We start from the raw sequence: 24,429 nt of genomic DNA, 5'->3' as shown, positions 1-24,429 counted from the left end.
CATTTGCAGCATGTTCACGGCGCGATGCATTGCCTATCCTGACGACATGACCGCCCTGCCCCCCCAATTCGACCGTTGGTTCACCCAACGCGGCTGGTCGCCGCACCCGCATCAAATTGCAATGGTGGCGCGGGCCGCGACCCCGGCGCACATGCTGATCGCCCCCACGGGCGGCGGCAAGACGATGGCGGGGTTTCTGCCCACGCTGGTCGAACTGGGCGCGGCCCCCGATCCGGGTTTGCACACGCTTTATATCTCGCCCCTGAAGGCGCTGGCCGCCGACATGCGGCGCAACCTGACCACCCCGATCGACGAGTTGGGACTTGCGATCCGGGTCGAGGATCGATCCGGCGACACCACCCAGACCCGCAAGAAAGCACAACGCGCGGACCCGCCGCATATCTTGCTGACCACGCCGGAAAGCTTGGCGCTTCTGCTCAGCTATGAAGATGCGCCGCGAATGTTTGCAGGCCTGAAGCGCGTCGTCGTGGATGAATTACATGCGCTGGCGGAAAGCAAACGGGGTGATCAATTTATGCTCTGCCTGTCCCGCCTTCAGGCCATGTGCCCCGGTCTCAGGCGCGTCGGGCTGTCGGCCACGGTCGAAGACCCGCCCGCGCTCGCCCGCTTTCTGGCACCGCACCCAACCCACTGCGAGATCGTCGAGGCCGATCCCGGCCCCGACCCGGACATTGCCATGCTGACCACCGACACCCCGCCCCCGTGGTCGGGCGGCGGCGGACGCTACGCCATTCGCGAGGTTCTGGACCAAGTGGCGCGCCACAAAACCACGCTGATTTTTCACAACACACGGGCACAAGCCGAGATTTTCTTTCAAGAGTTGTGGATGTCCAATGACGGCGCCCTGCCCATCGGCATTCATCACGGGTCGCTGGCGCTGGAGCAACGCAAGAAGGTCGAAGCCGCTATGGTCGCAGGTCAATTGCGCGCGGTCGTCTGTACCGGGTCGCTGGACCTTGGGTTGGACTGGGGCGATGTCGATCTGGTCATTCAGGTCGGGGCACCCAAGAATGTCAAACGGCTGGTGCAGCGGATCGGGCGGGCCAATCACCGCTATAATGCGCCGTCCAAGGCGCTGATCCTGCCCGCCAACAGGTGGGAGGTCATCGAATGCCACGCCGCGATCGAGGCCGTGCTGGCCCATGACCTTGACGGCGATCCGCGCGGCCCCGGCCCGCGCGACGTGCTGTGCCAGCACATCCTGATCACCGCCTGCGCCGCACCCTTTGACGCCGACGCCCTGTATACCGAGGTGAAAACCGCTGGCCCTTATGCTGACCTGACCCGCGCCGATTTCGATGCTTGCCTCGATTTCGTGGCGACCGGCGGCTATGCGCTGCGCGCCTATGACCGCTGGCAGCGGCTGATGCAGCGTGCCGATGGGACGTGGCAGTTGCGCGATCCGCGTTTGGCCCAGCAAGTGCGGATGAATGTCGGCACGATCATCGATTCTGACAAGCTGAAGGTGCGGATGAAAGGGCGATCCGGTGCCTCTGGCGGCAAGCCTTTAGGCGAGGTCGAGGAGAGCTTCGCCGCCTCGCTGGTGCCCGGAGACACCTTTCTGATGGGCGGAAAAATCGTACGGTTCGAAACCCTGCGCGAGATGGAGGTGCAGGTCAGCAGCGACCGGGGGCGCAAACCCAAACTCGCGGTGTTCTCAGGCACCAAGTTCTCAACCTCGACCCAACTGTCGACCCGCATCCTTGACCTGCTGCACCGCACACCCCTGCCCGATCTGCCGCAACATACGCTTGACTGGATCGCGTTGCAGCGCGAGGTCAGCCAACTGCCGCGCGCGGGTCGCATTCTGGTTGAAAGCTTCGCGCACGAGGAACGACCGCATACCTGCATCTATGGTTTTGCAGGCAAGAATGCGCAGCAGACGCTGGGCCTTATGGTCACGCGCCGGATGGAAGAGATGGGCCTTGGCCCGCTGGGCTTCGTCGCCACCGACTATGCCACGCTGATCTGGTCCATCGCGCATCTGGACAATCCCACCCAAGCGCTCGACGCCACGGGTCTGCGCGACGGGCTGGAAGGTTGGTTGGCTGAAAACGCATTGATGAAACGCAGTTTCAAGGGTGCGGCCACCATTGCAGGGCTGATCACGCGCAACCTGCCGGGCAAACGCTCGACCGGGCGGCAGGCGACGTTTTCGGCGGATATTCTTTACGACACATTGCGTAAATACGACCCCGACCACCTGCTGCTGTCGATCACGCGCGTCGAGGCGATGCGCGGGCTGATCGGCTTTGGCCGGATTGACGAAATGCTAACCCGCACCGGGGGATTGATCGACCACGTGCATCCGGGCCGCGTGACCCCGTTCGCCGCCCCCCTGTTCCTTGAGGTCGGCAAAGTGCCGGTGGACGGTGCCGGGCAAGAGACGTTGATGCGCGCCGAAGCGGATCGCCTTATGATAGAGGCCGGGCTGACCTAGCGCCGAAACCGCAGTAAATTCTTGCAATAGCGCCCAAAATCGACTTGTTGGATGGCATGAAGGGGTACGAGTTTATTTTCACGGGCGTGAAGCTGACCTTGCTGCCATCGGGCGCGCTTTGGTGGCCCGAGGTCAGGCTTCTCTGCGTCTCGGACCTTCATCTGGGCAAGTCCGAACGGATGGCACGTCAGGGTGGCGCGATCCTGCCCCCTTACGAAACCCGCGACACCTTGCACAAGCTGGAACGCGATATCGAGGCGACGGGCGCACGCACCATCGTTTGCCTGGGCGACAGTTTTGATGATCTAGAAGCCTCGGAGAACCTGCCCGAAGATGAAGCCCTCTGGCTGACCCGTTTGATGGCGGGCCGCCGCTGGGTCTGGATCGAAGGCAACCACGACCCCGGCCCGATCGAGTTTGCGGGCACCCATTTGGCCGAACTGTTGCAGCCGCCCTTGCACTTTCGCCATATCGCGCGGGTCGGCGCATCCGGTGAGATCACCGGGCATTTTCACCCCAAGGCGCAGCTTCATTTCAAAGGCCGCACCGTCAGCCGACGCTGCATGCTTTTCGATGGGGATCGGGTGATCATGCCGTCCTATGGCACCTATACCGGCGGGCTGCGCACCGACAATTCCGTCCTGTCGCGCCTGATGCGGCAAGAGGCGATTGCCGTCCTGCTGGGCGATCCCCCCCAGCCAATTCCGATGCCACGATAACGTTTTGTGACGTGGCGTTTTGATTGCGCAGCCCGCGTCTGTGCTAGCCTTTCGGTGAAGAAAGGAAATTATATGCCCAACCTCCCACCCGACATCGCCGCCAAAGTCCGGAAAAGTTTCGCGTCGCAGAACCTGATGAGAATGATCGGGGCCGAGATGACGGGCCTGTCGCATGGGTCATGCGAGCTCAGCGCGCCGATCCCGGACACGATGCGCCAGCAACACGGGTTTGGTCATGCCGCGCTGACCTTTGGGCTGGGCGATACGGCTGCGGGCTATGCGGCCCTGTCGGTCATGCCTGACGATCACGAAGTCCTGACCTCGGAAATCAAGATCAACCTGCTGGCGCCTGCCGCGGGCGACCGGCTGGTGGCCGAAGGGCGCGTTCTAAGGGTTGGTCGTCGCTTGATCCCGGTCGAGGCGGATGTTTGGACAGAACAGGATGGCCAACGTATCCTGATCGCCAAGCTGTTGGGCACAATGGTACCGGTTCCGATCCGACCTGCCGCAACGTGACGGTTGGCCTTGGCGTCGCAACCCCGCACAGTCGCGCCAACCCGGAAAAGGAGAGCCTCATGTCAGACCGCGTTCGCATCACCGAAGAAAATCAGGTTGCCACCGTCACGTTGACGCGCGCCGACAAACGCAATGCGCTGGATCTTGAGATGATCCGCGCCATCGTGGACGCAGGCGAGACGCTGGCCGCGCGAAAGGATATCCGTGCCGTGGTGCTGGCCGGGGATGGCCCCGCATTCTCGGCCGGACTTGATCTGGCCGCGATGCCCGAGATTGCCCAGTTCGCCATGCAGGGCGGTGTTTTCCTTGAACGCACACATGGCAATTCTAACCTGTTCCAGGCCGCGTCGATGGTCTGGGTCGAAATGCCACAGCCTGTCATAGCCGCCGTGCATGGCTATGCCTTCGGCGGTGCCTTTCAGATCATGCTGGGTGCGGATATGCGAATTGCCGCGCCCGAAACACGCTTTTCGATCATGGAGGGGCGCTGGGGCATCATTCCCGACATGGGCGGTATGGTTCTGATGCGGCGCTTGGCGCGCGGCGATGTGATCCGCAAGCTGACCTATTCGGCCGAGCAGTTCGAGGCCGATGAGGCGCTGGACTGGGGCTTTGTGACGGAAATATCCGAAACCCCGCTGACCCGCGCGCAGGCGCTGGCCAATGAGATCGCCCAGAAATCCCCCGACGCGATCCGCGCCGCCAAGGCCCTGATCCGTGACACGGAGTTATTGGGGGTGAAAGACACGCTGATCGCCGAGAGCCGCGCACAAGAGGGGTTGATGGGCAAACCCAACCAGATGGAAGCCGTTGTCGCCGGGATTCAGAAGCGCACGCCAAACTTCACCGACTGACATCGGAGGATTGGATCACTGCATGGCCAGAAGCGGCTTCTGATTATGCACGTGGCGGCGCACCAGCGTCTTCATGTGCTTGCCCTTGGGCGGGCAGAACCGCGCCATCCGGGGAACATAATCCACTGCGGACAATTCGGGAAACAGCGTCATGATCTCGTCATAGGCCGCGTCACCCACGGCCTTCAGGGCCTCTTTGCCGGTGAACAGGCTTTCGGTGGGGGCACCTTCGGACAGCACGACCTCGTGACTGTCGAACAGCATGTGCAGATATGTCACCGGCGCCTCGACCGTATCGACAAAGATGCCGGGGATGTCGATCAACTTGTGGGCGGGGATCAACGCCTCGGCACTGCCAAACATCCGTTTCGCGATGGGCGAGCGGACAAGGACGCGGTGTTGCGGGGATACGCACAGATCGCGCAGCGGCAGGTTCGCCCCCAGCGCCCCGGCGGTGATGCGGATCGGCGTCAATTTGGGTTTCCTGACCAGTTCCCGCAGGGAAAGCGTCCGCTGGCCGACCCACCGGATTTCCTGCGGCCCGTTGTCCAGCGTCAGAACCTTGTCGCCGACGCACAAGGTCTCGATCCGGCGGGGACCGTCAGGTGTGTCGATCAGCGTGCCTTTCACGAAGCAGGGCACCACGGAACTGGCCGGGATTGACGGGCCGTTATCCGTGACCGCGACCACCGTCAGCCGTGTGTTCAGCGGCGGGATGTCGCCATTCAGAAATGCAATGAAATAGCCCTGTTCAGCACCCGGCCATTGCATCGAGCCATTTCCGTTGATGTCCCAATCCATCACCCCGACTTCATAGGTGTTCGTTCCGTCCGTGACCTGAATGGTATAGTCCCACATGAAGACCTCGTCGTTATAGGTCTGCGTGGGGTCATTCGGGCTTTCATTGACCACATTGTCACCCTGGATGGTCGTGCCATCGGCCCCGTCCGTTATGGTGATCTTGCTGTAGGACTGAATGCGAAACTGCGACCCGATCGTGGCATAGGTCGCCGTATTGTTCGACATCGTCGTATCGGTGCGAAACGCACCGTAAATGGAAATAGACATGCTCTACCTGCGGCGCTCTTTTTGACGCCCTGCTCTCGTGACTCGCTGGTCACGATTAACTGCTCAATCGCCCGCGACTTTTGGCGTCGCGTTAGCGATGAAAAGGTTAACAGAATATTAACAAGCGCGAATCACAAAATATTTGACCGCGATGGCTTTGTGCAGTTCTGCAACAGTCGGGTTCGCTCATGAAAAAGGGGCGGATCAGGATCCGCCCCTCGTCGCAACTGGCTCCGCCATATCTCAGGCGGTCAAACCCTCCGGCTCGACCAGCCCATTTGCGCGACAGCAGGCCGTCAACGTGTTGGCCAGCAAGCAGGCAATCGTCATGGGGCCAACGCCGCCCGGGACAGGCGTGATCGCGCCGGCGACCTTCGCCGCGCTTTCGAAATGCACGTCGCCAACGAGCCGGGTCTTTCCCTCGCCCTTCTCGGGCGCGTCAATGCGATTGATGCCCACGTCGATGACCGTCGCGCCGGGCTTGATCCAGTCACCCGGCACCATTTCGGGCCGCCCCACGGCGGCAACGACGATATCGGCGCGGCGCACAACATCGGGCAGATCCTTGGTGCGGCTATGTGCGATTGTCACCGTGCAGCTGTCACCAAGCAACAACTGCGCCATTGGCTTGCCCACAATGTTCGAGCGACCGACAACCACCGCATCCAATCCCGACAGCGACCCGTGATGATCGCGCAGCATCATCAGACAGCCCAGCGGCGTACAGGGCACCATGGATTTCTGCCCGGTCCCCAACAGGCCGACATTCGAGATATGAAACCCGTCCACGTCCTTTGCCGGGTCGATAGAGTTGATCACCAAATCTTCGTTCAGGTGGTTCGGCAACGGCAATTGCACAAGGATACCATGCACTTGCGGGTCTTTGTTCAGTTTGTCGATCAACGCCAGCAAATCCGATTCGGAGGTATCTGCATCCAGCTTGTGTTCAAAGCTGTTCATGCCGACTTCGACGGTCTGCTTGCCTTTTGATCGGACATAAACCTGGCTGGCCGGGTCTTCGCCCACCAGCACCACCGCCAGACCGGGGGTGATACCGTGTTCGTCCTTCAGGCGGGCCACATGCCCCGCGACCTTCTCGCGCACCGTTGCCGCGAAGGCTTTGCCATCAATGATCTGTGCTGTCACCGGGCTTCTCCTTACATATCCGTCCGGGCATAGGCATCCCGGTAATGGTTCATTTGCATCTCTGTGGCCTGCACGGCATTCGCCATCAGGGTCGCGACCGTCACTGGGCCGACACCACCGGGCACCGGGGTGATCCAGCCCGCCACCTGCGCGCAGCTTTCAAAGTCCACATCGCCGACGGTCTTTCCTTCAACCCGGTTTATCCCGATGTCAATGACAACACAGCCGGGTTTCAGCATTTCGCCGGTGACAAGACCGGGCTTACCGACTGCCACGAACACCGCATCTGCCGCACGCGAATGCATCGCAACCGAGCGTGTCATGTGGTGGCAGACTGTCACTGTCGCCCCCAACCCCATCAACAAGAAGGCGATGGGTTTGCCGACAATTTCGGAATGACCAATGACGGTAACGTTCAGCCCTTCAATATCCAGCGGAAGGGTTTTCAGGATTTCGACCGCCGCAACAGCTGTGCACGGCCCGAGCGCGAGATCGTTATAGACGATATTCCCGATCGAGGCCGGGTGCATCCCTTCGACATCCTTCAGGGGATGAACAAGTTTCTGCAAAGTCTTGACCGGAATGTGATCCGGCAATGGGCGCTGAATGATGATCCCGTTGACGCGCGGGTCGGCGTTCAGGCCCTGAATGATGCCGGTCAGCTGCTCAAGCGAGGTCTCATGGGGATAATCCCGCGCCTCGAACGCGACGCCCGCGCTTTCGGCGCTTTTCTGTTGGTTGCGCACGTAAAGCCGGGCGGCGGATGTATCGCCCACTGACAGCGAGACCAGCCGGGGTTGCCAACCTTGCCCGGATAATTCAGCTGCGCGGGCGGCGACCTCGCGTCTCATGTTTGCGGCGATAGACTTACCGTCGATCAATGTGGCGCTCATGGCACCCTCTCCTTCTTCACGGGATCTTGGGCGAGGTCTTTTGGGGGAAGGGCGGGAAATTCTTCCCGCCCTTGGGTTTCGGTGATCAGAACAGTCCTTCGATTTCACCCTCGGCGTTCAGCCCGATGGTCAAAGCGGCGGGTTGGCGCGGCAGGCCCGGCATGGTCATGATCTCGCCGCACACAACGACGATGAAACCGGCACCGGCAGACAGGCGCACCTCGCGCACTGGCACCGAATGGCCGGTGGGTGCGCCGCGCAGGTTGGGATCGGTCGAGAAACTGTATTGCGTCTTGGCCATGCAGACCGGCAGGTTGCCATATCCGGCCTCTTCCCAATCGCGCAGTTGGTTACGGATCTTCTTGTCGGCCAGCACCTCGTCTGCGCGATAGATGCGCTTGGCAATGGTTTCGATCTTTTCAAACAACGGCATCTCATCGGGATAGATCGGCGCGAAGGCGGCGACATCCGCATCGGCCACCTCGGCCACGCGCTTCGCCAGCGCTTCCGAGCCTTCCGACCCCAGCTCCCAGTGCCGCGACACGATGGCTTCCGATCCATGCTCGGCCACGTAATCCTTCACCGCCTGCACCTCGGCATCCGTATCGGTGACGAAGTGGTTGATCGCGACCACCACCGGCACCCCAAACGATTTCAGGTTCTCGATGTGACGGCCAAGGTTCGGACAGCCTGCCTTGACGGCGTCCACGTTCTCGGCGCCCAGATCGGCCTTGGCCACACCGCCGTTCATCTTCATCGCCCGCACCGTGGCAACCAACACCACGACGCTGGGGGCAATCCCGGCTTTGCGGCACTTGATGTTCATGAACTTCTCGGCGCCCAGATCGGCCCCGAAGCCTGCTTCCGTCACGACATAGTCGGTCAGCTTCAGCGCCGTTTTGGTCGCGATGACCGAGTTACAGCCATGCGCAATGTTGGCAAACGGGCCGCCATGCACGAAGGCCGGGTTGTTTTCCAGCGTCTGCACAAGGTTGGGCTGCATCGCGTCTTTCAGCAGCACGGTCATCGCGCCATCTGCCCCGATGTCACGGCAATAGATCGGTGTGCGTTCGCGGGTATAGGCCACGATAATGTCGCCCAGACGCTTTTGCAGGTCCTCCAGATTATCCGCCAGACACAGGATCGCCATGACCTCGGAGGCGACGGTGATGTCATACCCCGTTTGACGCGGGAAGCCGTTCGACACACCGCCGAGCGAACACACGATATCGCGCAATGCACGATCGTTCATGTCTACGACACGACGCCACGCCACCCGGCGTTCGTCGATGGCAAGCTCGTTGCCCCAATAGATGTGGTTGTCGATCATCGCCGACAAAAGCGAGTGTGCCGAAGTGATGGCGTGAAAATCGCCGGTGAAGTGAAGGTTCATATCCTCCATCGGCACGATCTGAGCGTAACCACCGCCAGCCGCGCCGCCCTTCATCCCGAAGTTCGGTCCAAGCGACGCTTCGCGGATGCAGACCATGGCCTTCTTGCCGATGCGGTTCAGACCATCGCCCAAGCCGACGGTGGTCGTGGTCTTGCCTTCCCCAGCCGGGGTCGGGTTGATTGCGGTTACAAGGATCAGCTTGCCATCGTCATTGGACTGGACCGAGTTGATGAAGTCCTGACTGACCTTTGCCTTGTCGTGGCCGAAGGGCAGCAGGTGTTCGGTCGGAATGCCCAGCTTGTCGCCGATTTCCTGGATCGGGCGTTTCTTTGCTTCGCGGGCAATTTCGATGTCGGATTTATAGCTCATGGCAGATCCTTCAGATTCGTGCACGTTGGTTCAGGTCAGATCGCAGCCCTGTTGACCCTGCGACCGTTTTCTTCCCGATACTTATCCGCCTCAATGCCACTTCATAGGGTGGAATCCGACATGTTGGCCGCGGAATTCGTCGGAAAGCCTTTCGGTCGGCATCGCACCTAAGCCCGGGCTTGCCATGCGCGTTGATCGGGGATGTGCAGGCGCAGCCGGTCGCCCAGTTGCAAGCGACCGGGATGTTCGACCCAAGCCGTGACCCCGCGTTTTCCCTTGGCGGCGGGTTTGAACCCGATGCCATGGCCGGGGCGTGCGCGTTCAACCTCGCGCGCGGCCAGCGTGCAAGGGCGATTTTCCATGTCCACCACCAGCGTCGCACCGTTGTCCGCCTGCAATCTTGACGATGGCGGCACATGGGTGAAGTCCGGCAGCCCCGCAACCACCATCGACGCCCCCAGCCAGGCCGGGTCGATCTGCCCAAGATCCAGCGCCCTGGCAATGTCGGCCAGTTCTTCGGCGGACAAAACGGATAGCTGGCGCACATTGCGGATTTCGGTGCCGCGCGGATACTGGCTTGTAACGCGCGAACAGGACGGGCGGGTCAGGCCGGACCGTGCCTCGCCCACTATGCCTTCATAGGTCAGGTCGATGCCATCACACGCGACCGAGGTCAGCGTGGCATCGCGATCATCGGTTTTGCCAAGCCACGTGATCTGGCCGTAATACTCGGTTGGAACAAGTGCGGGCATCGACACCTCCTTTTGCACAGCGGCAGAGTGGCGCAAAGCCCTTGCAAGCTCAACCCGCGTTTCCCGCCCTGCGAGGGGCGCTTAACCGATGATCACTGTGTCCGGAAGTGATCAGTCCTGCCTTGCGCCGAAAAAATTTCGGGACCGGCCGTTTTTGATCTTGCTTCGAATCCACTTTCGGGACAAATGCGCGACATAGACGCCAACGCACGCGCCTCTGGCCGGAAGCATCTACGCCCACGTGTTTACGTAGCGACGGTAACGTCTCCCTTGGAACTGAGCGGTCTTCGACGAGTATTCGTTATGGCCGGGTCTTTTGGAGATGACCATGATGCATTTCGTTGGCGCCGGTGCGCCTTCCCCTGTTGCTGTCCCGTCCCGTCTGGACGCTTTTGTCGCCAGCCGGCACTTCGACAAGCCCACCCTGGTCATGGACCTGGACCGCGTCGCGCAACAATACGACGCGCTGCAATCGGGCCTTGGCCACGCGCGCATCCACTATGCCGTGAAAGCCAACCCGGCACCCGAGATCATCGCGCGCCTTGTCCAGCTTGGAAGCCGGTTCGACGCCGCATCGAAAAACGAGATTGCATTGTGCCTTCAGCAAGGCGCACGACCGCAGGACATCTCTTACGGGAACACGATCAAACGGGCGTCGGACATCGCATGGGCCCACCAGCAAGGCATCACGCTGTTTGCCGCAGACGCCGAAGAAGAGCTTGAAAAGATCGCACAGAACGCCCCCGGTGCGTCGGTCTATATCCGCGTGATTGTTGAAGCGTCGCAAGCCGACTGGCCGCTGACGCGCAAGTTCGGCTGCGACCGCAACATGGCCATCGCGCTGCTGGGCCATGCAAAAACGCTTGGGCTGACCCCGGTCGGCTTTTCGTTCCATGTCGGGTCGCAAACACGTCTGGCGAAGATGTGGGTGCCCACCCTGAACGTGATGGCCGAGATCTGGCGCTCGGCCAAGGCGGCCGGTCATGACCTGTCGGTGCTGAACATCGGTGGCGGCTTCCCGGCCTTCTATGGCGACGCGATCGAGGCGCCTGAAACCTATGCCCGCCAGGTGATGGACCTTGTGACCGAACGCTTCGGCAACAAGGTGCAGGTGATGGCCGAACCGGGGCGCGGCATGGTCGCCGAGGCCGGTGTGATCGTGGCCGAAGTCATGCTGGTCAGCCGCAAATCCGAGCGGGACATGCACCGCTGGGTCTATCTGGATATCGGTCGTTTCTCGGGTCTTGCCGAGACCGAAGGCGAGGCCATCCGCTATCAGTTCGAAACCGCACGCGACGGCGACCCGATAGGGCCGTGCGTGATGGCCGGGCCAAGCTGTGACAGTGCGGATGTGCTTTATGAAAAGCGCCCGGTGCACCTGCCCATGACGCTGACGGCGGGCGACCGCGTGCTGATCCGCAACACCGGGGCCTATACCTCGACCTATTCCAGCGTGTGCTTCAACGGCTTCCCCCCGCTGGATGTGGTGGTGATCTGATCCCTGACACGCCGCGCCCCGATCATTGCATCGGGGCGGCTCTTTGTCATAGGGCTGCACGCCCGGCGACGAACATCCAGACGGCCACAAGCCCAAGGATCACGGCAAAGCCGCCGTTCAACAGGCGCGCATGGGCCGGACGTCTGAAGCGCGCCAACAGGCCGTCCCCGACCATCGTCCAAAGCAGAAATGCCAGCAGGTTGTTCAGTGTGAAAGCGCTGGCGATCCACAGAACCGCCGCAAGTTCAGGCAAAGGAAAGGCGGTCAGGAACTGGCTGAACATCAGTGCGATGATGACATAGGCTTTCGGATTCAGGATCAGCAACAGGACACCGTCAACGACGCCGATCACATCCGAGTCCGGCCCGCCACCCGTCAGACCGGCCCGCAGGAATGTCCAGGCCAGCCAGGCGACATAGGCCGCACCAACCCAGCGCAGGATGTCGAACAGGACCGGTGCGCTGGTCAGCAAAACCGAAAAGCCCAAACCAAGGCAAAAGGTCACGATCCAGGTGGCCACGTGATAGCCCGCATTCGCAGGCAAGGTGGCCCGCAGCCCAAAGCGCGCGCCCATCGCCGCAAAGACCATGTTGCCCGGCCCGGGGCTGTAGGCAAGCGGTGCCAGAAACAGCAGCAATGCGATTGTGGTTGGAAACATGATGATCCTCTTTTCCACCAAGGTGGCGGACCTACGGGGCCGGATCGACCCGTTTCCTGCGCATAGCTTGGCCGCATAAGAAAAGCCCCCGAAGATGCGTGTCTTCGGGGGCTTCTTTGTCGTCGATGGCGCGGGTCAGGCGGTGGGTTCCGGTTCCAGATCGCCCTCGCCCGCCGGTTTCGACCTTGGCTTGGTTTTCGGGATCGCCGTCACCGAAGCCGCGTTACCTTCGTCCGGCTTGTCGTCGTCTTCGCTTTTCGTGGGCGGCTCGCCCCGCATGACGCGCTGGATTTCCTCGCCGGTCAGGGTTTCGTATTCCAAAAGTCCCTGGGCCAGATTTTCCCATTCATCCTTTTTCTCGGTCAGGATTTTATGCGCGGTTTCATATCCTTGCTGGATGAAGCGCTTCACCTCTTCCTCGATCAGCTCTTTCGTATGCGCCGAGACCGAGAATCCGGCGGTGTTGCCAGAATAGCCTTCGGCCGCTTCGGCATAATCAATATTGCCAACCTTCTCGGACATGCCCCAGCGCATCACCATGGCGCGTGCTAGACCCGATGCTTGCTGAATGTCGCCCGCCGGACCGTTCGAGACGTTCTCTTCGCCATATTTGATGATTTCGGCCGCCTTGCCCGCCATGGTCATGGCCAGTTTTTCTTCGCATTCCGACTTGTGCCAGTTCAGACGATCAATCTCGGGCAGCGATACCACCATGCCCAGCGCACCGCCGCGCGGGATGATCGTGGCCTTATAGACCGGATCACATTGCGGCAGCGACAGACCGACGACGGCGTGGCCCGCTTCGTGATAGGCGGTCTTTTCCTTCTGGTCGTCGGTCAGAACCATTGATCGACGCTCGGCCCCCATCATCACCTTGTCTTTCGCATTCTCGAAATCTTCCATGGTGACAAAGCGACGACCCACGCGGGCAGCCATCAAGGCCGCTTCGTTCACAAGGTTCGCCAGATCAGCACCCGAAAAACCCGGTGTGCCGCGCGCGATGATGCGCATGTCAGCGTCAGGGCCAAGCGGCACCTTGCGGGCATGCACGCCCAAGATCTTTTCACGACCTTTGATGTCGGGGTTCGGCACGGTCACCTGACGGTCAAACCGACCCGGACGCAGCAGTGCCGGGTCCAAAACGTCACGACGGTTGGTCGCGGCCAGAATGATCACGCCTTCATTGGCTTCAAAGCCATCCATTTCGACCAGAAGCTGGTTCAGCGTCTGTTCGCGTTCGTCGTTGCCACCACCATAGCCCGCGCCACGCGACCGGCCCACGGCGTCGATCTCATCGATGAAGACGATACAGGGCGCGTTCTTCTTGGCCTGTTCGAACATGTCGCGGACACGGCTTGCGCCCACACCGACGAACATTTCAACAAAATCAGAGCCCGAGATGGTGAAGAACGGCACGCCAGCCTCACCGGCAATGGCACGCGCCAACAGCGTCTTACCCGTGCCCGGAGGGCCAACAAGCAGCGCCCCTTTGGGGATTTGCCCACCCAGACGGCTGAATTTCTGCGGGTTGCGCAGGAATTCCACGATCTCTTCCAGTTCTTCCTTGGCCTCATCAATGCCGGCCACGTCGTCAAAGGTCACACGGCCTTCGCGTTCGGTCAGCATCTTGGCCTTGGATTTCCCGAAACCCATGGCACCGCCGCCCCCGCGGCCTTGCATCCGGTTCATCATAAAGAACCAGAACCCGATCAACAGGATCACCGGCAGAAGCAATGTCATCAGGCTCATGAATCCCGATTGCTGTTGCGGCTCGGCCTTCAGCTCGACCCCTTTGTCAATCAGCATGTTCGACACTTCGGCGTCGCGCGGCACGATGGTTTGATACATCTTTCCATCTGCGGCCTGATAGATGACTTTTTCACCGTCGATGGTCGCGGCCTTGACCTCGTCCCCTTCGACAGAGGTCACAAACTCCGAATAGCTTACCTGCGATGCTGCCAGCCCTGCCTGCCCGTTCGAAAACAGGTTGAACAAAGCCAGGATCAACAGGAACAGAACGATCCAGAAGGCGAAATTTCTCGCGTTGCCCAAGGGTATCTCCTTTGAATGCCATGGCGACAGGGTGCAGCCCCACCGGTCCGCACGCTGCCACTCTAAAATAGGGATGAATGCAGTATGTTCAATGCGATAAAATGGTAGATCGGAATTCTTCCACGTCAGGGGTGCGGATAAGCAGAGAAATATCCCCGAAACCGGCCAATGGGGCGGCCACAAGCGTGTCGTCTGCCCACAGCGATGGCGTTGTCATCAGGGTGGTTCGCGACAGGCCGGTCGCCCGCCAGTCCTTGCAGCACAGAATGCCCTCTCCCAACGCCCTTACGCGAAGGTCTGACCCGTCAGATTGCCGGGGTGCATCCATGATCCAGCGATGGTCCCACTGTCTGCCGGGCCGTGATGTAAGCGCCTCGACCCCACGCAGCTCGCGCCCAATCACAAGCCTGTCACCGTCCCGCGAGACAAGACAGCCCTGCAAGGTCCGGGTCTGTCCTGCCATCACCTCGGTTTCCAACGCACGCAGGGCGTCATAGCGCGGGCGGTAGGGTGTAGACGAGACATAGTTGATCGCATGGGCCAGCAGGCGGTGGCGGGTTTCATCGGGCAGGCGCGTGAAGTCAGGCAAGGCAAACTGCACATCACCGCCTTTCACATCTGCCAATCGGCAGGCGGCGTCATGGGCCAGCCAGGCAAGCGCATCGCGGGCCTGCGACATGCGTCGGGCAGTATCGGTCAACCGGGTGCGTGTCAGCCCGATCTGCGGCAAATCCTGCAAGGCGCGGCGCGTTTTCACCCTGTCAAAGGTCGTGTCATCGTTTGACGGGTCGTCAATCCACACCTGCCCGCGTTTGGTCAGAACCTCTCGCAATGCCGCACGCGTGATCGGCAGCAGGGGCCGCATCCACCGCACATTCCGGTCGGACCAATCGTCACGCATGGCAGACAACCCATCGACCCCCGACCCACGCGCCAAACGCATCAGAAAGGTTTCCGCCTGATCATCGGCGGTATGACCCAAAAGCACCGCGTCAAGCTGCGCGCCCCGCGCCCATTCTGCCAACAGATCATATCGCGCCTGTCGGGCGGCATCCTGCACATTGCCTTCGGGTGTTGTGGTCCATTTCAAGGTGCGATGCGGCACGTTCAGCCCGGCGCAGGTGTCCCGCACGAACAGAGCCTCATCTTTTGCCTCTTCGCGCAGGCCGTGATCGACGGTTGCCGCATGAAGTTCGGCCCCCTGCGCGACGCACCACTCCTGCGCCAGTAAAAGCAGCGCCATGCTGTCGCCACCACCTGACACGGCCACGCCCAAACGCAAAACGGGCCCGCCAGTGCGGACCCGGTTCAGGGCATCGGAAATGCACGCCTCAGGCGTCATTGGCACCCAAGGCTTGCGCGTGCGGCTGTTGCATCTTCGACGGCTGGGGTGCCGGGGAAGCGTTCGCCCACCTCGGCCAGCGTTGCGCAGGCTTCCGAGATCTGTCCCAAGGCGCCCAACGCATTGCCCAGACGAAACAGAGCGTCAGGCGCGCGGTCGCTGTTGGGGGCGCCGGAAAAGGAGTTCAGATACGACCGCGCGGCGGACTTGATATCGCCCAGCCCGGTCAGAGCTTCGCCACGTTGAAAATGTGCCTCGGCGGTCAGGGGACCACCGGGATAGGTTTCGATGAATTTCGCATACAGGGTTGCAGCTTCGTCGAATTCGCCTGCCTCTAGTGCGGCACCGGCGGCGTCGAAATCCTGCTTTTCGCCCACAGCAAGCTCGGTCGCCAGCGGTTGGGCTGGCGCAGGTGCGGTGGCCGGGGCTGCCGGAACCTGTCCGCCGCCCAAGGTCGAGGTTTCGCCCAGCTTGGTGACATCGCCGCCTTCCAGCTCGACCAGACGGAACTCCAGATCCCCGATCCGGTTGGTGCCGTCCTTGACGATCGAGTCGATGCGGAACTGAAGCTGTTCGGTCTGGCCGGTCAGCCGCGACAATTCGCTTTCGATGGTCGCAACCCGTTCGGTCAGGCTGCCGGTGCCCGTGGCAATGTTGCCCGCGCCGGTGGTGGACAGCTCGGTCTTCAGCTTTTGGACTTCGACATACAGCATCGACAGCTCTTGCCGAATGTCAGCAAGCGATTGCGCCCGGTCCTGTGCAAAGACGGGCGACACCAGCGCGATTGCGACGGACAGGGCGACGGCAGAAAGCCGGGGGAAAGGCGACATCGGACGCTCCTTCAAACGATCAGGGTTCAGCTTGTGGCCGCGCCGGCGGCCAGAACGGTCACCGCACGACGGTTCTTGGCATAGCAAAGCTCGTCCGAGCAGATTTCAAGTGGGCGTTCCTTGCCATAGCTGACGGTTTGCAGGCGGTTCGGGGCCACGCCGCGTTCGATCAGGAAGTTCTGCACCGAAGACGCGCGCCGCGCGCCCAGCGCAAGGTTGTATTCCCGCGTGCCTTGCTCGTCCGCGTGACCTTCGATCACGGCGGTATAGGCCGTGTTTTCCATCAGCCATGCAGCCTGTTTGGTCAGCAGATCAATGCCTTCCGGGCTGAGCGAGGACTGGTCCACCGCAAACAGCACCCGGTCCCCGATGGTCTGTTGGAAATAGGCGGGTGAACGCGGGTCAGAGGGGCTGCCTGCGACGAAATCACCCGACGCGCCGTTTGCGCCATACTGATCGCCAAGACGGTTCTTCGAACAGGCCGAAAGCGCCAGCGCGCCCACAACCAGCGTAGCAATTGCAATACGTTTCATGATCGTTCCTGTGTCCATTTTCTCGCGTGCCCTTTCATGTCCGGGCAGGCAAATTGTTGCTCGTTGGCGCAATCCTAGCAGCAAAAAAGCCGTTTGGAAACGGATCGGCGCACACCCGCTGGCCCACGCCGACCCCTGCGCAATATTGCGCTTATTTCAGTAGCGGCGACCAGGCCGGGTCGGATGCCGCCCCTTCCGTCACCACGCGCCGCAGATTGCGGCCCGAAATGTCGACCGAATACAGCGACGGCGCGCCAGACGCCCCCTGGCTTTCGCGGGTGAACATGATCACCCGCCCGTTCGGCGCCCATGTGGGGCCTTCGTCCAGGAAGGACGCGGTTAGCAGCCGTTCCTCGGATCCGTCGGTGCGCATGACGCCGATATGGAACCGGCCCGCGTTTTGCTTGGTGAACGCAATCAGATCACCGCGCGGTGACCAGACCGGGGTGCCATAACGGCCCTGCCCGAAGCTGATCCGCGTCGCCTCGCCCCCGCCCGCAGGCATGACATAAAGCTGCGGCGTACCGGACCGGTCGCTTTCAAACACGATCTGGCTGCCATCGGGCGAAAAGCTGGGCGCGGTTTCAATCGACGGGGTCGAGGTCAGGCGACGTGGATTGCCGCCATTGATGTCCATCGCATAGATGTCCGTATTGCCGCCTGCCGACAGCGAATACACAACGGTCCGGCCATCGGGCGAAAAACGCGGGGCAAAGGTCATTGTGCCTTGTTGCTGTGACAGCACCTGACGCCCAACCGTGGCCACATCCAGCACATAGACCTGCGGGAATCCGGTTTCATAGCTGGTGTAGAGCACCTTGTCGCCGGTGGGCGAGAAGCGCGGCGCCAACACCAGCGCGGAACTGTCGGTCAAATACTGAACATTTGCCCCGTCATAATCCATGACCGCCAGCCGCTTGCGCTTGGCGTTCTTGGGGCCGGTTTCGGCCACGAACACCACGCGGCTGTCGAAATAGCCGCTTTCGCCCGTGATGCGGCTGTAGACGATATCGGCCACCTTGTGCGCCACGCGACGCCACGAGCTGATCGCACCCGAGAACTGAAGACCCTCGCCCAGCGGCTGGCCGGAAAACACGTCGAAAACCCGGAATTTCACGTTCAGGCTGTCGCCCGATGCCGACACAGCCCCGGTGATCAGGGCTTGCGCATTGATGGCCTTCCAATCTGCATAGGCAATCGGGCTGGCAAAGCTGGTGATGCCCGACACAAACGCCTCGGCCGGGATTTCCCGAAACAGGCCGGTGCCTGCAAGGTCGGCGGCAACCACCCGCGCGATCGAGCGCGCATACTCACCCGCCGCCCCGTTCTCGGCCTGAAAATCAGGCACAGCGAAGGGCAACGGTTCGATCACACCGTCGGTGATTTCGATCCGCAACGGCCCCTGGGCCGCCGCAGGATGCGCCTGCCCCAGAAGGCCCGATGTCAACGCGACCAGTGCAATCATCATCGCCCCGACCGATCGTTCGAGGATCAGCTTTTTGAGTATCGTGCTCATGCGACCAATTCCCTCTTCATTTGTTTCACCCGGTTCTTACACGTTTCTTTACGACCGCCTGCAGGGGAGAAATTGGAAAAACTCTCCTCTCCTGTCACGGTCACTGCGCAGGAGGCATGAACCTCGTGAACACCTGTCTGCGCTACGAAATCAGATATATTGTCTTCTGTCAGCCCGCTGCCCGGCATGATCGCGATACGACCGGCGGCTTGCCGCTTCATCGCCCGGATCATCCCGGCCCCCTCGACCGCCGTTGCCGCCCCGCCCGAGGTCAGCACACGCTCAAACCCCAGTGCGATGGCTTGCTCGACCGCGGCCAGCGGGTCCGGCACCACGTCGATCACCCGGTGAAGCGTCGCGCCCAGCCCTTCGGCAGCGGCCAGCAGGCGACCAAGCACGGCGGTATCCAGACTGCCATCGGGTTTCTGCGCCCCCAGCACCACACCCGCCAGATCAGCTTCTTTCACAGCCGCGATATCGTCCAGCATCACCTGCACTTCCGCATCGGAATAGGCAAACAAGCCAGAGCGGGGGCGGATCATTGCATAGCACGGCACGTCCAGCTGCGATGCAGCGACCATCAAGCCTGCACTTGGCGTCAGCCCCCCTTCCGAGAGCGCCGCGCATAGCTCGATCCGGTCTGCCCCACCAGCCTGCGCCGCGATGGCCCCGCCAACCGTGTCCACACATATTTCGAGCGTCCGAGGCGTCATTTGATCCTCATATTCTCTGGGTTGAAGGTCATTTCGATCTCGCGCCACTGGCCATATTTCTCGGCGGGCAGGTCAAAACCGTTGGCCCCGCAGCGAATGATGGCGCGCCGGGCGGCCTGGAAGGCGGTGTTGGCGGCTCCTTCGGACGGGCCATCCCATGACGCCAGGCGAATGCCCTCGGGTTTGCCGTCGCGACTCATCGACACCATCACGACAACGGTGGTCGACATCGCATCGGTCGAGCTTGACCCAAGGTTCCAACACCGGCTGACCGCAACCCGCAATCCGTCCTTTTCGCCGCGCGTCAGCGGCGGACCTTCCGGCACGTCCCGTGCGGGCGTATCGGTTTCGCCCCCCGCCACCTGATCGGCCACGGCAGCGGCCACGGCAGCAGCGTTGTTGGCGGGCGCCGGGGCTTCGGTCGGGGTCTCGACCGGTGTTTCCGGTTCGGCGGTTTCCACAGGCGCAGGCCGGCTTGGGCGTGTTTTTGGGCGCGACGAGGTCGCGGGGGCCAGCGATGGGTCTTCCACCGGCTCTTCGGCCTCGGTCACGATCTCGGTCGAGGCTTCGGGCGGCGCGGTTGGCGTCACCTCTTCCGGCAGCGGTTCCGGTGTTGGCTCGGGCGAGGGTTCGGGTGCTTCGACCACTTCTGGCGCTTCCTCGACCGGGGTTTCCGGTTCGGGCGCCGGGGTCGGGGCCACGCGCGGCGCTGGCGCGGGCGGCGCGGTTTCCGGCTCGACGACCGGCTCCGGCTCGGGCGTTGGTTCTGGTTCAGGGGCGGGTTCTGGCTCGGGGGTAGGTTCCGGTTCCGGGGCAGGCTCCGGTTCCGGGGCAGGCTCCGGTTCGGGCACAGGCGCGGGTTCCGGTTCCGGCTCGGGTGTCGGACGTGGCGCAGGCGGTGTATCTCCTTCAACCGCAGCTTCGCCCTTGGGCGCACTCAGCGCGGCAAACTCGTCTTCCGAGATGATCGACACATCGGACACCTGCACAAGCTCTTCGTTGCTGGACCAGGTAAAGGCCCCGCCGAAAAGCACCCACAGGATCAGGATCCCGTGAACAGATGCCGAGATGTAAAGACCTCTGCGCATATGCCTGCCCTAGTTGTCCGCGCCGGTCAAACTCGGCCCGCCACCTTCGGTCACAAACCCGATCGAGGTGAAACCGGCCGCATTCAGCGCGCCCATCACCTTGGCAATCGCATCCCATGCCACCTGACCGTCGGCGCGCAGGAACACCTTGTTATCCGAGCGTTCAGCCGCCACGGCGCGCAGTTTCGGGATCAGGTCGTCGCGCGCAATCTCGGTCGTTTGCAGGAATATCTGGCCTTCTTCGGTGATGGTGATCGCCAGCGGCTCTTCCTCGGGCGCGTCCAGCGATTTGGCGGCGGTCTTGGACAGCTCAACCGGCACGCCGACAACCATCAAAGGCGCGGCCACCATGAAGATGATCAGAAGCACCAGCATCACGTCGACGAAGGGCGTGATGTTGATCTCGGCCATCACGCGGCGGTGTTTGCCGCGACGCCGCCCACGACGGGCGCGGCGATCCGCCCCCCCGCCTTGTTGCACACCCGCGCCCATATCAGCTGTCCAGCTGGCGGCTGAGGATGGTGGCGAACTCGTCTGCGAAGGCTTCATAGCTCGCCAGGATGTTGTCGCTGTCCACGCTCAGCTTGTTGTAAAACACCGCCGCCGGTATCGCGGCCAAAAGGCCAAGCCCGGTTGCCAGAAGCGCCTCGGCAATGCCGGGGGCGACGACGGCCAGGTTGGTGTTCTGTTGCTGCGCAATTTCGACAAAGGCGTGCATGATGCCCCAGACCGTGCCGAACAGCCCCACGAAAGGTGCGGTCGAGGCGACGGTGGCCAGAAAACTCAGCCCCTTGTTCAGCTCTTCGCCCTCCTTGGCGATGGCCACGTCCATCGACCGGTCGATGCGCGATTGCGCATTGGCAATCAGCCCGCCATCGGCCCGGTGAGAGCGCCGCCATTCCAGCATGCCGGACGAAAATACCTTTTCGGCCGATCCGCCGGGGTTGGGACCGATCTGGTCAAACAGATCGTCCAATGGTTCGCCCGACCAGAATTTACGGTCGAAAGCCTCGGCGTCCGTGCGGGCACGGCGAAAGGCCAAGTGTTTCGTGATGATGATCGCCCACGACCAAATGGACGCTGCAATCAATAGCAGCATCACCAGCTTGACCGTGAAAGTCGCGCGAAGAAAAAGGGCGAGGAAGGAGAAATCGATCTCCGCCGCCGCCTGAAGCGTTTCCGTTTCCATATCTCTGCCTCTGTACCGCCACCTCTTTGGGCAGCTTATCTGCATGTTTCATAGCGGATTGCCACGGGGAATGCCATCAAAACCGCGTCATCGGCACGAAAGTCGTGGGGTCAGCGAACCAAACGGCGGATATTTGCCGGAAGCCGGGCGGGTTGGCCCGCGTCGGACACGCAAACAATGGTGACAAGGGCTTCAAACAAACGCTCTTCACCGCGTTTTACCACTTGTTCCATCACCAGTCGCGCACCTGTGACCTGCTGAACAGATGTTTCAACCTGCAACTCTTCGTCAAAATGCGCCGAGGACAGATAGTCGGCCTCGATGCGCCGAACGGCGAACACCAGCCCCTCGGCCCGCATTGCGTTCTGGTCAATCCCGATCTCGCGCACCCAGTCGGACCGCGCCCGTTCGATATAGCGCAGATAATTGGCGTAATAGACAATCCCGGCCATGTCGGTGTCTTCATAATAAACGCGGATAGGGAAATGGTGCATGGGGGCCTCGCTCTGCTGCTCGCCCCGACCCTAGCCGCGAAGGGGATAGTCTGCCAACCGCTCATAGCGCGCGCCGTCAGGACGCAGGTCAGACCGATAAAGCGACAGGGTGTCCAGCGTGACGGACGGATATCGGATCGCACCGTGGGTTTGCAACGCGCGGCCAAGGACTGACAAATCGTCCTGTGTGGGCGCGCGCGGCAATCGGGCCAGTGTCACGTGACCGCGAAACCGCCGATGAGGCAGCGTGATTCCAGCATGGCGCACGACTTGTTTGATTTGCTTGTGCAACCCGTCTGCCCCAATGGCGTTGATCGCCAACACCGAGGGCGCGGCCCCGCCCATCGTCTCCAAACCGGCCAAATCGACGGATACGGGCGGGGCGCGCAGCATCTCAAGCTCTGCGTTCAGATCCTCCAGCACGTCGAGGGGTTGATCATCCAGAAAGGCCAGCGTGAGGTGCATGTTTTCTTCCGGCAGCGCGCGCCCGACCCTGAGCCGTCCGGCAAAGCCAGCAAGCTGCATTGCCAGGTCTTCCGGCAAGGGAAGGGCCAGAAAGCAACGCATTCAGTGTGGCGTCTGATCTGGTGCCACACGCACCTGCATCCGCGCAAAAAGCCTGAGCGCGTGGGACGCATCATCTGCTGCCACCGGCAACATCGGATCATAAGCCGCCGAGATCAGCCCGGCGATTTCCGGGCGCAGGATGGTCTGACCCTCAGGCAGCAGCGCCAGCGGGCTTTTGGCCGAGAATGCCGTGTCGCTCCACAGTAACATCGCCTGAACAGCCTGCGTCAGGGCAATCGTTTCGGCGGGTTGATCAACCATCGCGCCTTGCATGCAGACGAAGGTAAAGCAGGCCTGAATGGCGTTCTGATCGTCAAAGCGGAAAGCACGGTAATTCGTGGCCCCTGCTGCTTTCAGGCGCGCGACCAGCGGCGCGAGATCGGGGATCATCTCGCCCAGTTTGGGCACGTCCAGAAGCTCGTCCCAGTCGCGGAAAAAGAACACCATCAGGTTGGCACCAAGCTCGGGATCGGTTTCGGCCATCTTGTGTCCGGCCAGTGTTACCACCGCTTCGATCGCGCCTTTCACGACCTCAAGTGTGGCATCGTCCACACCAAACACCACCGGCACGATGGGGCGACCCCATCGGGCGAAGGTGAAATCACCATTCGCGCGGGTGAAATGTGCGGTTACATCTTCCGGGGTCATAAGCGGGGCGGTCATCTGGCGTCTCCTGATCTGGGCCGTGATGTCCCGCAAAAGGACGCGCGTTTCAAGGGTCAACCGTCGAAAAGCTGCCCTTGCCCGTCGCCACGGGACGGCGGTGCAGGCGCGGTCAGGCCCAGATGGCGCCATGCGATCTGGCCCAGCATCCGTCCGCGCGGAGTGCGCTGAATCAAGCCTTGTTGCAACAAGAACGGCTCGATCACCTCTTCCAGCGCGTCACGGCTTTCGGACAGGGCCGCCGACAGGGTTTCGATCCCAACGGGACCGCCCCCATAATGTTCCGCCATCAGACCCAGATAGCGCCGGTCGGCCCCATCCAGCCCCAGATGATCGACGCCAAGCCGCGTCAGGGCGTTATCGGCCAGATCACGCGTGATGCGCCCGTCACCCTCGACCACGGCGAAATCAACCACCCGGCGCAACAATCGCCCGGCAATCCGGGGGGTGCCACGGGCGCGGCGCGCAATCTCGCGCGCGCCATCCTCGTCCGCCGGGGCACCCAGCTTGACCGCGTTGCGGGTGACAATTTCGTGCAGCTCATCGACCGAGTAGAATTGCAGCCGCACCGGAATGCCGAAGCGGTCGCGCAAGGGCGTGGTCAACAACCCCAGACGCGTTGTGGCACCGACCAGCGTAAAAGGCTGCAACTCGATCCGCACGGTCCGCGCGGCCGGCCCTTCGCCGATCACAAGGTCCAGCTCGAAATCTTCCAGCGCGGGATAGAGCACTTCCTCGACCACTGGATTGAGCCTGTGAATCTCGTCGATGAACAACACGTCATTGGCTTCCAGATTGGTCAGGATCGCCGCAAGATCACCCGCCTTGGCCAGAACAGGGCCAGAAGTCATGCGGAAATTCACGCCCAGTTCGCGCGCCATGATCTGTGCCAGCGTGGTCTTGCCCAGTCCCGGCGGGCCGTGGAACAGCACGTGGTCCATCGCCTCGCCGCGTTTGCGCGCGCTTTCGATGAAAATGCGCAGGTTCGCCCGCGCTTCGGCCTGACCGATGAAATCGCCCAGCGTTTGCGGGCGCAGGGCGCGGTCTGCCTCGACCGCGTCTTCGGGTCGCGGAGTGGCACGCAGCGTCGGGTCCGGCGTGTTCAGGGGGGTATT

General features: G+C 61.8%; 24 protein-coding genes. 5 read left to right on the top strand and 19 right to left on the bottom strand.

Annotation, left to right across the window (positions count from 1 at the left end; translation table 11 throughout):
- Positions 1–46 precede the first annotated feature (46 nt).
- The 4 genes from J3R80_RS15480 (at position 47) to J3R80_RS15465 (ending at position 4,550) form a co-directional block, all read left to right on the top strand.
- Entirely contained in the window at positions 47–2,461 is a 2,415-nt protein-coding gene (locus J3R80_RS15480) for a ligase-associated DNA damage response DEXH box helicase (protein WP_275394695.1), read from the top strand.
- Positions 2,462–2,517: 56 nt separating this feature from the next.
- On the top strand, positions 2,518–3,180 hold the full coding sequence (gene pdeM, locus J3R80_RS15475) for a ligase-associated DNA damage response endonuclease PdeM (RefSeq protein ID WP_275394694.1): 663 nt from the start codon (positions 2,518–2,520) through the stop codon (positions 3,178–3,180).
- Between the two features lie 72 nt (positions 3,181–3,252).
- Positions 3,253–3,696, top strand: a complete 444-nt coding sequence (locus tag J3R80_RS15470) for a PaaI family thioesterase (protein WP_275394693.1) — start codon at positions 3,253–3,255, stop codon at positions 3,694–3,696.
- Positions 3,697–3,755: 59 nt separating this feature from the next.
- The gene (locus J3R80_RS15465) at positions 3,756–4,550 is read left to right on the top strand and encodes a crotonase/enoyl-CoA hydratase family protein (protein WP_275394692.1); all 795 of its coding nucleotides are present in this window, start codon (positions 3,756–3,758) and stop codon (positions 4,548–4,550) included.
- Between the two features lie 15 nt (positions 4,551–4,565).
- Here the strand turns inward: J3R80_RS15465 and J3R80_RS15460 are convergent, their stop codons facing one another.
- From J3R80_RS15460 to J3R80_RS15440, 5 genes are all read right to left on the bottom strand, one after another.
- Complete coding sequence (locus J3R80_RS15460; protein ID WP_275394691.1) at positions 4,566–5,618, bottom strand: Hint domain-containing protein; 1,053 nt, start codon at positions 5,616–5,618, stop codon at positions 4,566–4,568.
- A 243-nt stretch (positions 5,619–5,861) separates the two neighbouring features.
- Positions 5,862–6,764 carry a bifunctional methylenetetrahydrofolate dehydrogenase/methenyltetrahydrofolate cyclohydrolase FolD gene (gene folD / locus J3R80_RS15455; protein ID WP_275394690.1) on the bottom strand — a complete coding sequence of 301 codons (903 nt, stop codon included), beginning with the start codon at positions 6,762–6,764 and terminating at the stop codon, positions 5,862–5,864.
- 11 nt (positions 6,765–6,775) lie between these two features.
- Positions 6,776–7,657 (bottom strand): bifunctional 5,10-methylenetetrahydrofolate dehydrogenase/5,10-methenyltetrahydrofolate cyclohydrolase, encoded by an 882-nt coding sequence (locus tag J3R80_RS15450; RefSeq protein ID WP_275394689.1) that lies wholly within the window; start codon positions 7,655–7,657, stop codon positions 6,776–6,778.
- Positions 7,658–7,742: 85 nt separating this feature from the next.
- Entirely contained in the window at positions 7,743–9,419 is a 1,677-nt protein-coding gene (locus tag J3R80_RS15445) for a formate--tetrahydrofolate ligase (protein ID WP_275394688.1), read from the bottom strand.
- Positions 9,420–9,586: 167 nt separating this feature from the next.
- Entirely contained in the window at positions 9,587–10,171 is a 585-nt protein-coding gene (locus tag J3R80_RS15440; protein ID WP_275394687.1) for an MOSC domain-containing protein, read from the bottom strand.
- A 322-nt stretch (positions 10,172–10,493) separates the two neighbouring features.
- Between J3R80_RS15440 and J3R80_RS15435 the strand changes: the two genes are divergently transcribed.
- Positions 10,494–11,669 (top strand): type III PLP-dependent enzyme, encoded by a 1,176-nt coding sequence (locus J3R80_RS15435; protein ID WP_275394686.1) that lies wholly within the window; start codon positions 10,494–10,496, stop codon positions 11,667–11,669.
- 46 nt (positions 11,670–11,715) lie between these two features.
- On the opposite strand, the gene J3R80_RS15430 is transcribed toward J3R80_RS15435, so the two are convergent.
- The 14 genes from J3R80_RS15430 to ruvB all read right to left on the bottom strand — a co-directional run bounded on the left by J3R80_RS15430 (position 11,716) and on the right by ruvB (position 24,420).
- A complete protein-coding gene (locus J3R80_RS15430; RefSeq protein ID WP_275394685.1) occupies positions 11,716–12,327 on the bottom strand; it encodes a LysE family translocator in 612 nt (203 codons plus the stop codon).
- A 135-nt stretch (positions 12,328–12,462) separates the two neighbouring features.
- A complete protein-coding gene (ftsH, locus tag J3R80_RS15425) occupies positions 12,463–14,379 on the bottom strand; it encodes an ATP-dependent zinc metalloprotease FtsH (protein WP_275394684.1) in 1,917 nt (638 codons plus the stop codon).
- A gap of 88 nt (positions 14,380–14,467) precedes the next feature.
- The gene (gene tilS / locus J3R80_RS15420; protein ID WP_275394683.1) at positions 14,468–15,721 is read right to left on the bottom strand and encodes a tRNA lysidine(34) synthetase TilS; all 1,254 of its coding nucleotides are present in this window, start codon (positions 15,719–15,721) and stop codon (positions 14,468–14,470) included.
- Positions 15,718–16,551 (bottom strand): tol-pal system protein YbgF, encoded by an 834-nt coding sequence (gene ybgF / locus J3R80_RS15415; protein ID WP_275394682.1) that lies wholly within the window; start codon positions 16,549–16,551, stop codon positions 15,718–15,720. Before ybgF ends, tilS begins: the two co-directional genes overlap by 4 nt.
- A gap of 26 nt (positions 16,552–16,577) precedes the next feature.
- Positions 16,578–17,084 (bottom strand): peptidoglycan-associated lipoprotein Pal, encoded by a 507-nt coding sequence (pal, locus tag J3R80_RS15410; protein WP_275394681.1) that lies wholly within the window; start codon positions 17,082–17,084, stop codon positions 16,578–16,580.
- Positions 17,085–17,235: 151 nt separating this feature from the next.
- Positions 17,236–18,552 (bottom strand): Tol-Pal system beta propeller repeat protein TolB, encoded by a 1,317-nt coding sequence (gene tolB, locus J3R80_RS15405; protein ID WP_343075830.1) that lies wholly within the window; start codon positions 18,550–18,552, stop codon positions 17,236–17,238.
- Between the two features lie 44 nt (positions 18,553–18,596).
- Positions 18,597–19,313 (bottom strand): copper homeostasis protein CutC, encoded by a 717-nt coding sequence (locus J3R80_RS15400; RefSeq protein ID WP_275394680.1) that lies wholly within the window; start codon positions 19,311–19,313, stop codon positions 18,597–18,599.
- On the bottom strand, positions 19,310–20,401 hold the full coding sequence (locus J3R80_RS15395) for a hypothetical protein (RefSeq protein ID WP_275394679.1): 1,092 nt from the start codon (positions 20,399–20,401) through the stop codon (positions 19,310–19,312). Before J3R80_RS15395 ends, J3R80_RS15400 begins: the two co-directional genes overlap by 4 nt.
- A 9-nt stretch (positions 20,402–20,410) precedes the next feature.
- Positions 20,411–20,893 (bottom strand): ExbD/TolR family protein, encoded by a 483-nt coding sequence (locus tag J3R80_RS15390; protein WP_275394678.1) that lies wholly within the window; start codon positions 20,891–20,893, stop codon positions 20,411–20,413.
- Position 20,894: 1 nt separating this feature from the next.
- Positions 20,895–21,590: a protein TolQ gene (tolQ, locus tag J3R80_RS15385; RefSeq protein ID WP_275394677.1), complete on the bottom strand. Its 696-nt coding sequence runs from the start codon at positions 21,588–21,590 to the stop codon at positions 20,895–20,897.
- 110 nt (positions 21,591–21,700) lie between these two features.
- Positions 21,701–22,084: a tol-pal system-associated acyl-CoA thioesterase gene (ybgC, locus tag J3R80_RS15380; RefSeq protein WP_275394676.1), complete on the bottom strand. Its 384-nt coding sequence runs from the start codon at positions 22,082–22,084 to the stop codon at positions 21,701–21,703.
- Between the two features lie 30 nt (positions 22,085–22,114).
- Entirely contained in the window at positions 22,115–22,651 is a 537-nt protein-coding gene (gene thpR / locus J3R80_RS15375; RefSeq protein WP_275394675.1) for an RNA 2',3'-cyclic phosphodiesterase, read from the bottom strand.
- On the bottom strand, positions 22,652–23,314 hold the full coding sequence (locus tag J3R80_RS15370) for a hypothetical protein (RefSeq protein ID WP_275394674.1): 663 nt from the start codon (positions 23,312–23,314) through the stop codon (positions 22,652–22,654). It lies immediately after the preceding gene.
- Between the two features lie 56 nt (positions 23,315–23,370).
- The gene (gene ruvB, locus J3R80_RS15365; protein ID WP_275394716.1) at positions 23,371–24,420 is read right to left on the bottom strand and encodes a Holliday junction branch migration DNA helicase RuvB; all 1,050 of its coding nucleotides are present in this window, start codon (positions 24,418–24,420) and stop codon (positions 23,371–23,373) included.
- Between the last annotated feature and the right edge of the window lie 9 nt (positions 24,421–24,429).

It is taken from the genome of Aliiroseovarius sp. Z3 (genome assembly GCF_029105185.1).
GTDB lineage: Bacteria > Pseudomonadota > Alphaproteobacteria > Rhodobacterales > Rhodobacteraceae > Aliiroseovarius.
This window is presented reverse-complemented; position numbering and strand designations above follow the sequence as displayed.

What these genes read in the sequence shown, in the direction of transcription:
- J3R80_RS15480 (WP_275394695.1), top strand. Translation starts at nt 47, where the DNA reads ATGACCGCCCTGCCCCCCCAATTCGACCGTTGGTTCACCCAACGCGGC.
- pdeM (WP_275394694.1), top strand. Translation starts at nt 2,518, where the DNA reads ATGAAGGGGTACGAGTTTATTTTCACGGGCGTGAAGCTGACCTTGCTG.
- J3R80_RS15470 (WP_275394693.1), top strand. Translation starts at nt 3,253, where the DNA reads ATGCCCAACCTCCCACCCGACATCGCCGCCAAAGTCCGGAAAAGTTTC.
- J3R80_RS15465 (WP_275394692.1), top strand. Translation starts at nt 3,756, where the DNA reads ATGTCAGACCGCGTTCGCATCACCGAAGAAAATCAGGTTGCCACCGTC.
- J3R80_RS15460 (WP_275394691.1), bottom strand. Translation starts at nt 5,618, where the DNA reads ATGTCTATTTCCATTTACGGTGCGTTTCGCACCGATACGACGATGTCG.
- J3R80_RS15450 (WP_275394689.1), bottom strand. Translation starts at nt 7,657, where the DNA reads ATGAGCGCCACATTGATCGACGGTAAGTCTATCGCCGCAAACATGAGA.
- J3R80_RS15445 (WP_275394688.1), bottom strand. Translation starts at nt 9,419, where the DNA reads ATGAGCTATAAATCCGACATCGAAATTGCCCGCGAAGCAAAGAAACGC.
- J3R80_RS15440 (WP_275394687.1), bottom strand. Translation starts at nt 10,171, where the DNA reads ATGCCCGCACTTGTTCCAACCGAGTATTACGGCCAGATCACGTGGCTT.
- J3R80_RS15435 (WP_275394686.1), top strand. Translation starts at nt 10,494, where the DNA reads ATGACCATGATGCATTTCGTTGGCGCCGGTGCGCCTTCCCCTGTTGCT.
- J3R80_RS15430 (WP_275394685.1), bottom strand. Translation starts at nt 12,327, where the DNA reads ATGTTTCCAACCACAATCGCATTGCTGCTGTTTCTGGCACCGCTTGCC.
- tilS (WP_275394683.1), bottom strand. Translation starts at nt 15,721, where the DNA reads ATGACGCCTGAGGCGTGCATTTCCGATGCCCTGAACCGGGTCCGCACT.
- ybgF (WP_275394682.1), bottom strand. Translation starts at nt 16,551, where the DNA reads ATGTCGCCTTTCCCCCGGCTTTCTGCCGTCGCCCTGTCCGTCGCAATC.
- pal (WP_275394681.1), bottom strand. Translation starts at nt 17,084, where the DNA reads ATGAAACGTATTGCAATTGCTACGCTGGTTGTGGGCGCGCTGGCGCTT.
- tolB (WP_343075830.1), bottom strand. Translation starts at nt 18,552, where the DNA reads ATGATGATTGCACTGGTCGCGTTGACATCGGGCCTTCTGGGGCAGGCG.
- J3R80_RS15400 (WP_275394680.1), bottom strand. Translation starts at nt 19,313, where the DNA reads ATGACGCCTCGGACGCTCGAAATATGTGTGGACACGGTTGGCGGGGCC.
- J3R80_RS15395 (WP_275394679.1), bottom strand. Translation starts at nt 20,401, where the DNA reads ATGCGCAGAGGTCTTTACATCTCGGCATCTGTTCACGGGATCCTGATC.
- J3R80_RS15390 (WP_275394678.1), bottom strand. Translation starts at nt 20,893, where the DNA reads ATGGGCGCGGGTGTGCAACAAGGCGGGGGGGCGGATCGCCGCGCCCGT.
- tolQ (WP_275394677.1), bottom strand. Translation starts at nt 21,590, where the DNA reads ATGGAAACGGAAACGCTTCAGGCGGCGGCGGAGATCGATTTCTCCTTC.
- ybgC (WP_275394676.1), bottom strand. Translation starts at nt 22,084, where the DNA reads ATGCACCATTTCCCTATCCGCGTTTATTATGAAGACACCGACATGGCC.
- thpR (WP_275394675.1), bottom strand. Translation starts at nt 22,651, where the DNA reads ATGCGTTGCTTTCTGGCCCTTCCCTTGCCGGAAGACCTGGCAATGCAG.
- J3R80_RS15370 (WP_275394674.1), bottom strand. Translation starts at nt 23,314, where the DNA reads ATGACCGCCCCGCTTATGACCCCGGAAGATGTAACCGCACATTTCACC.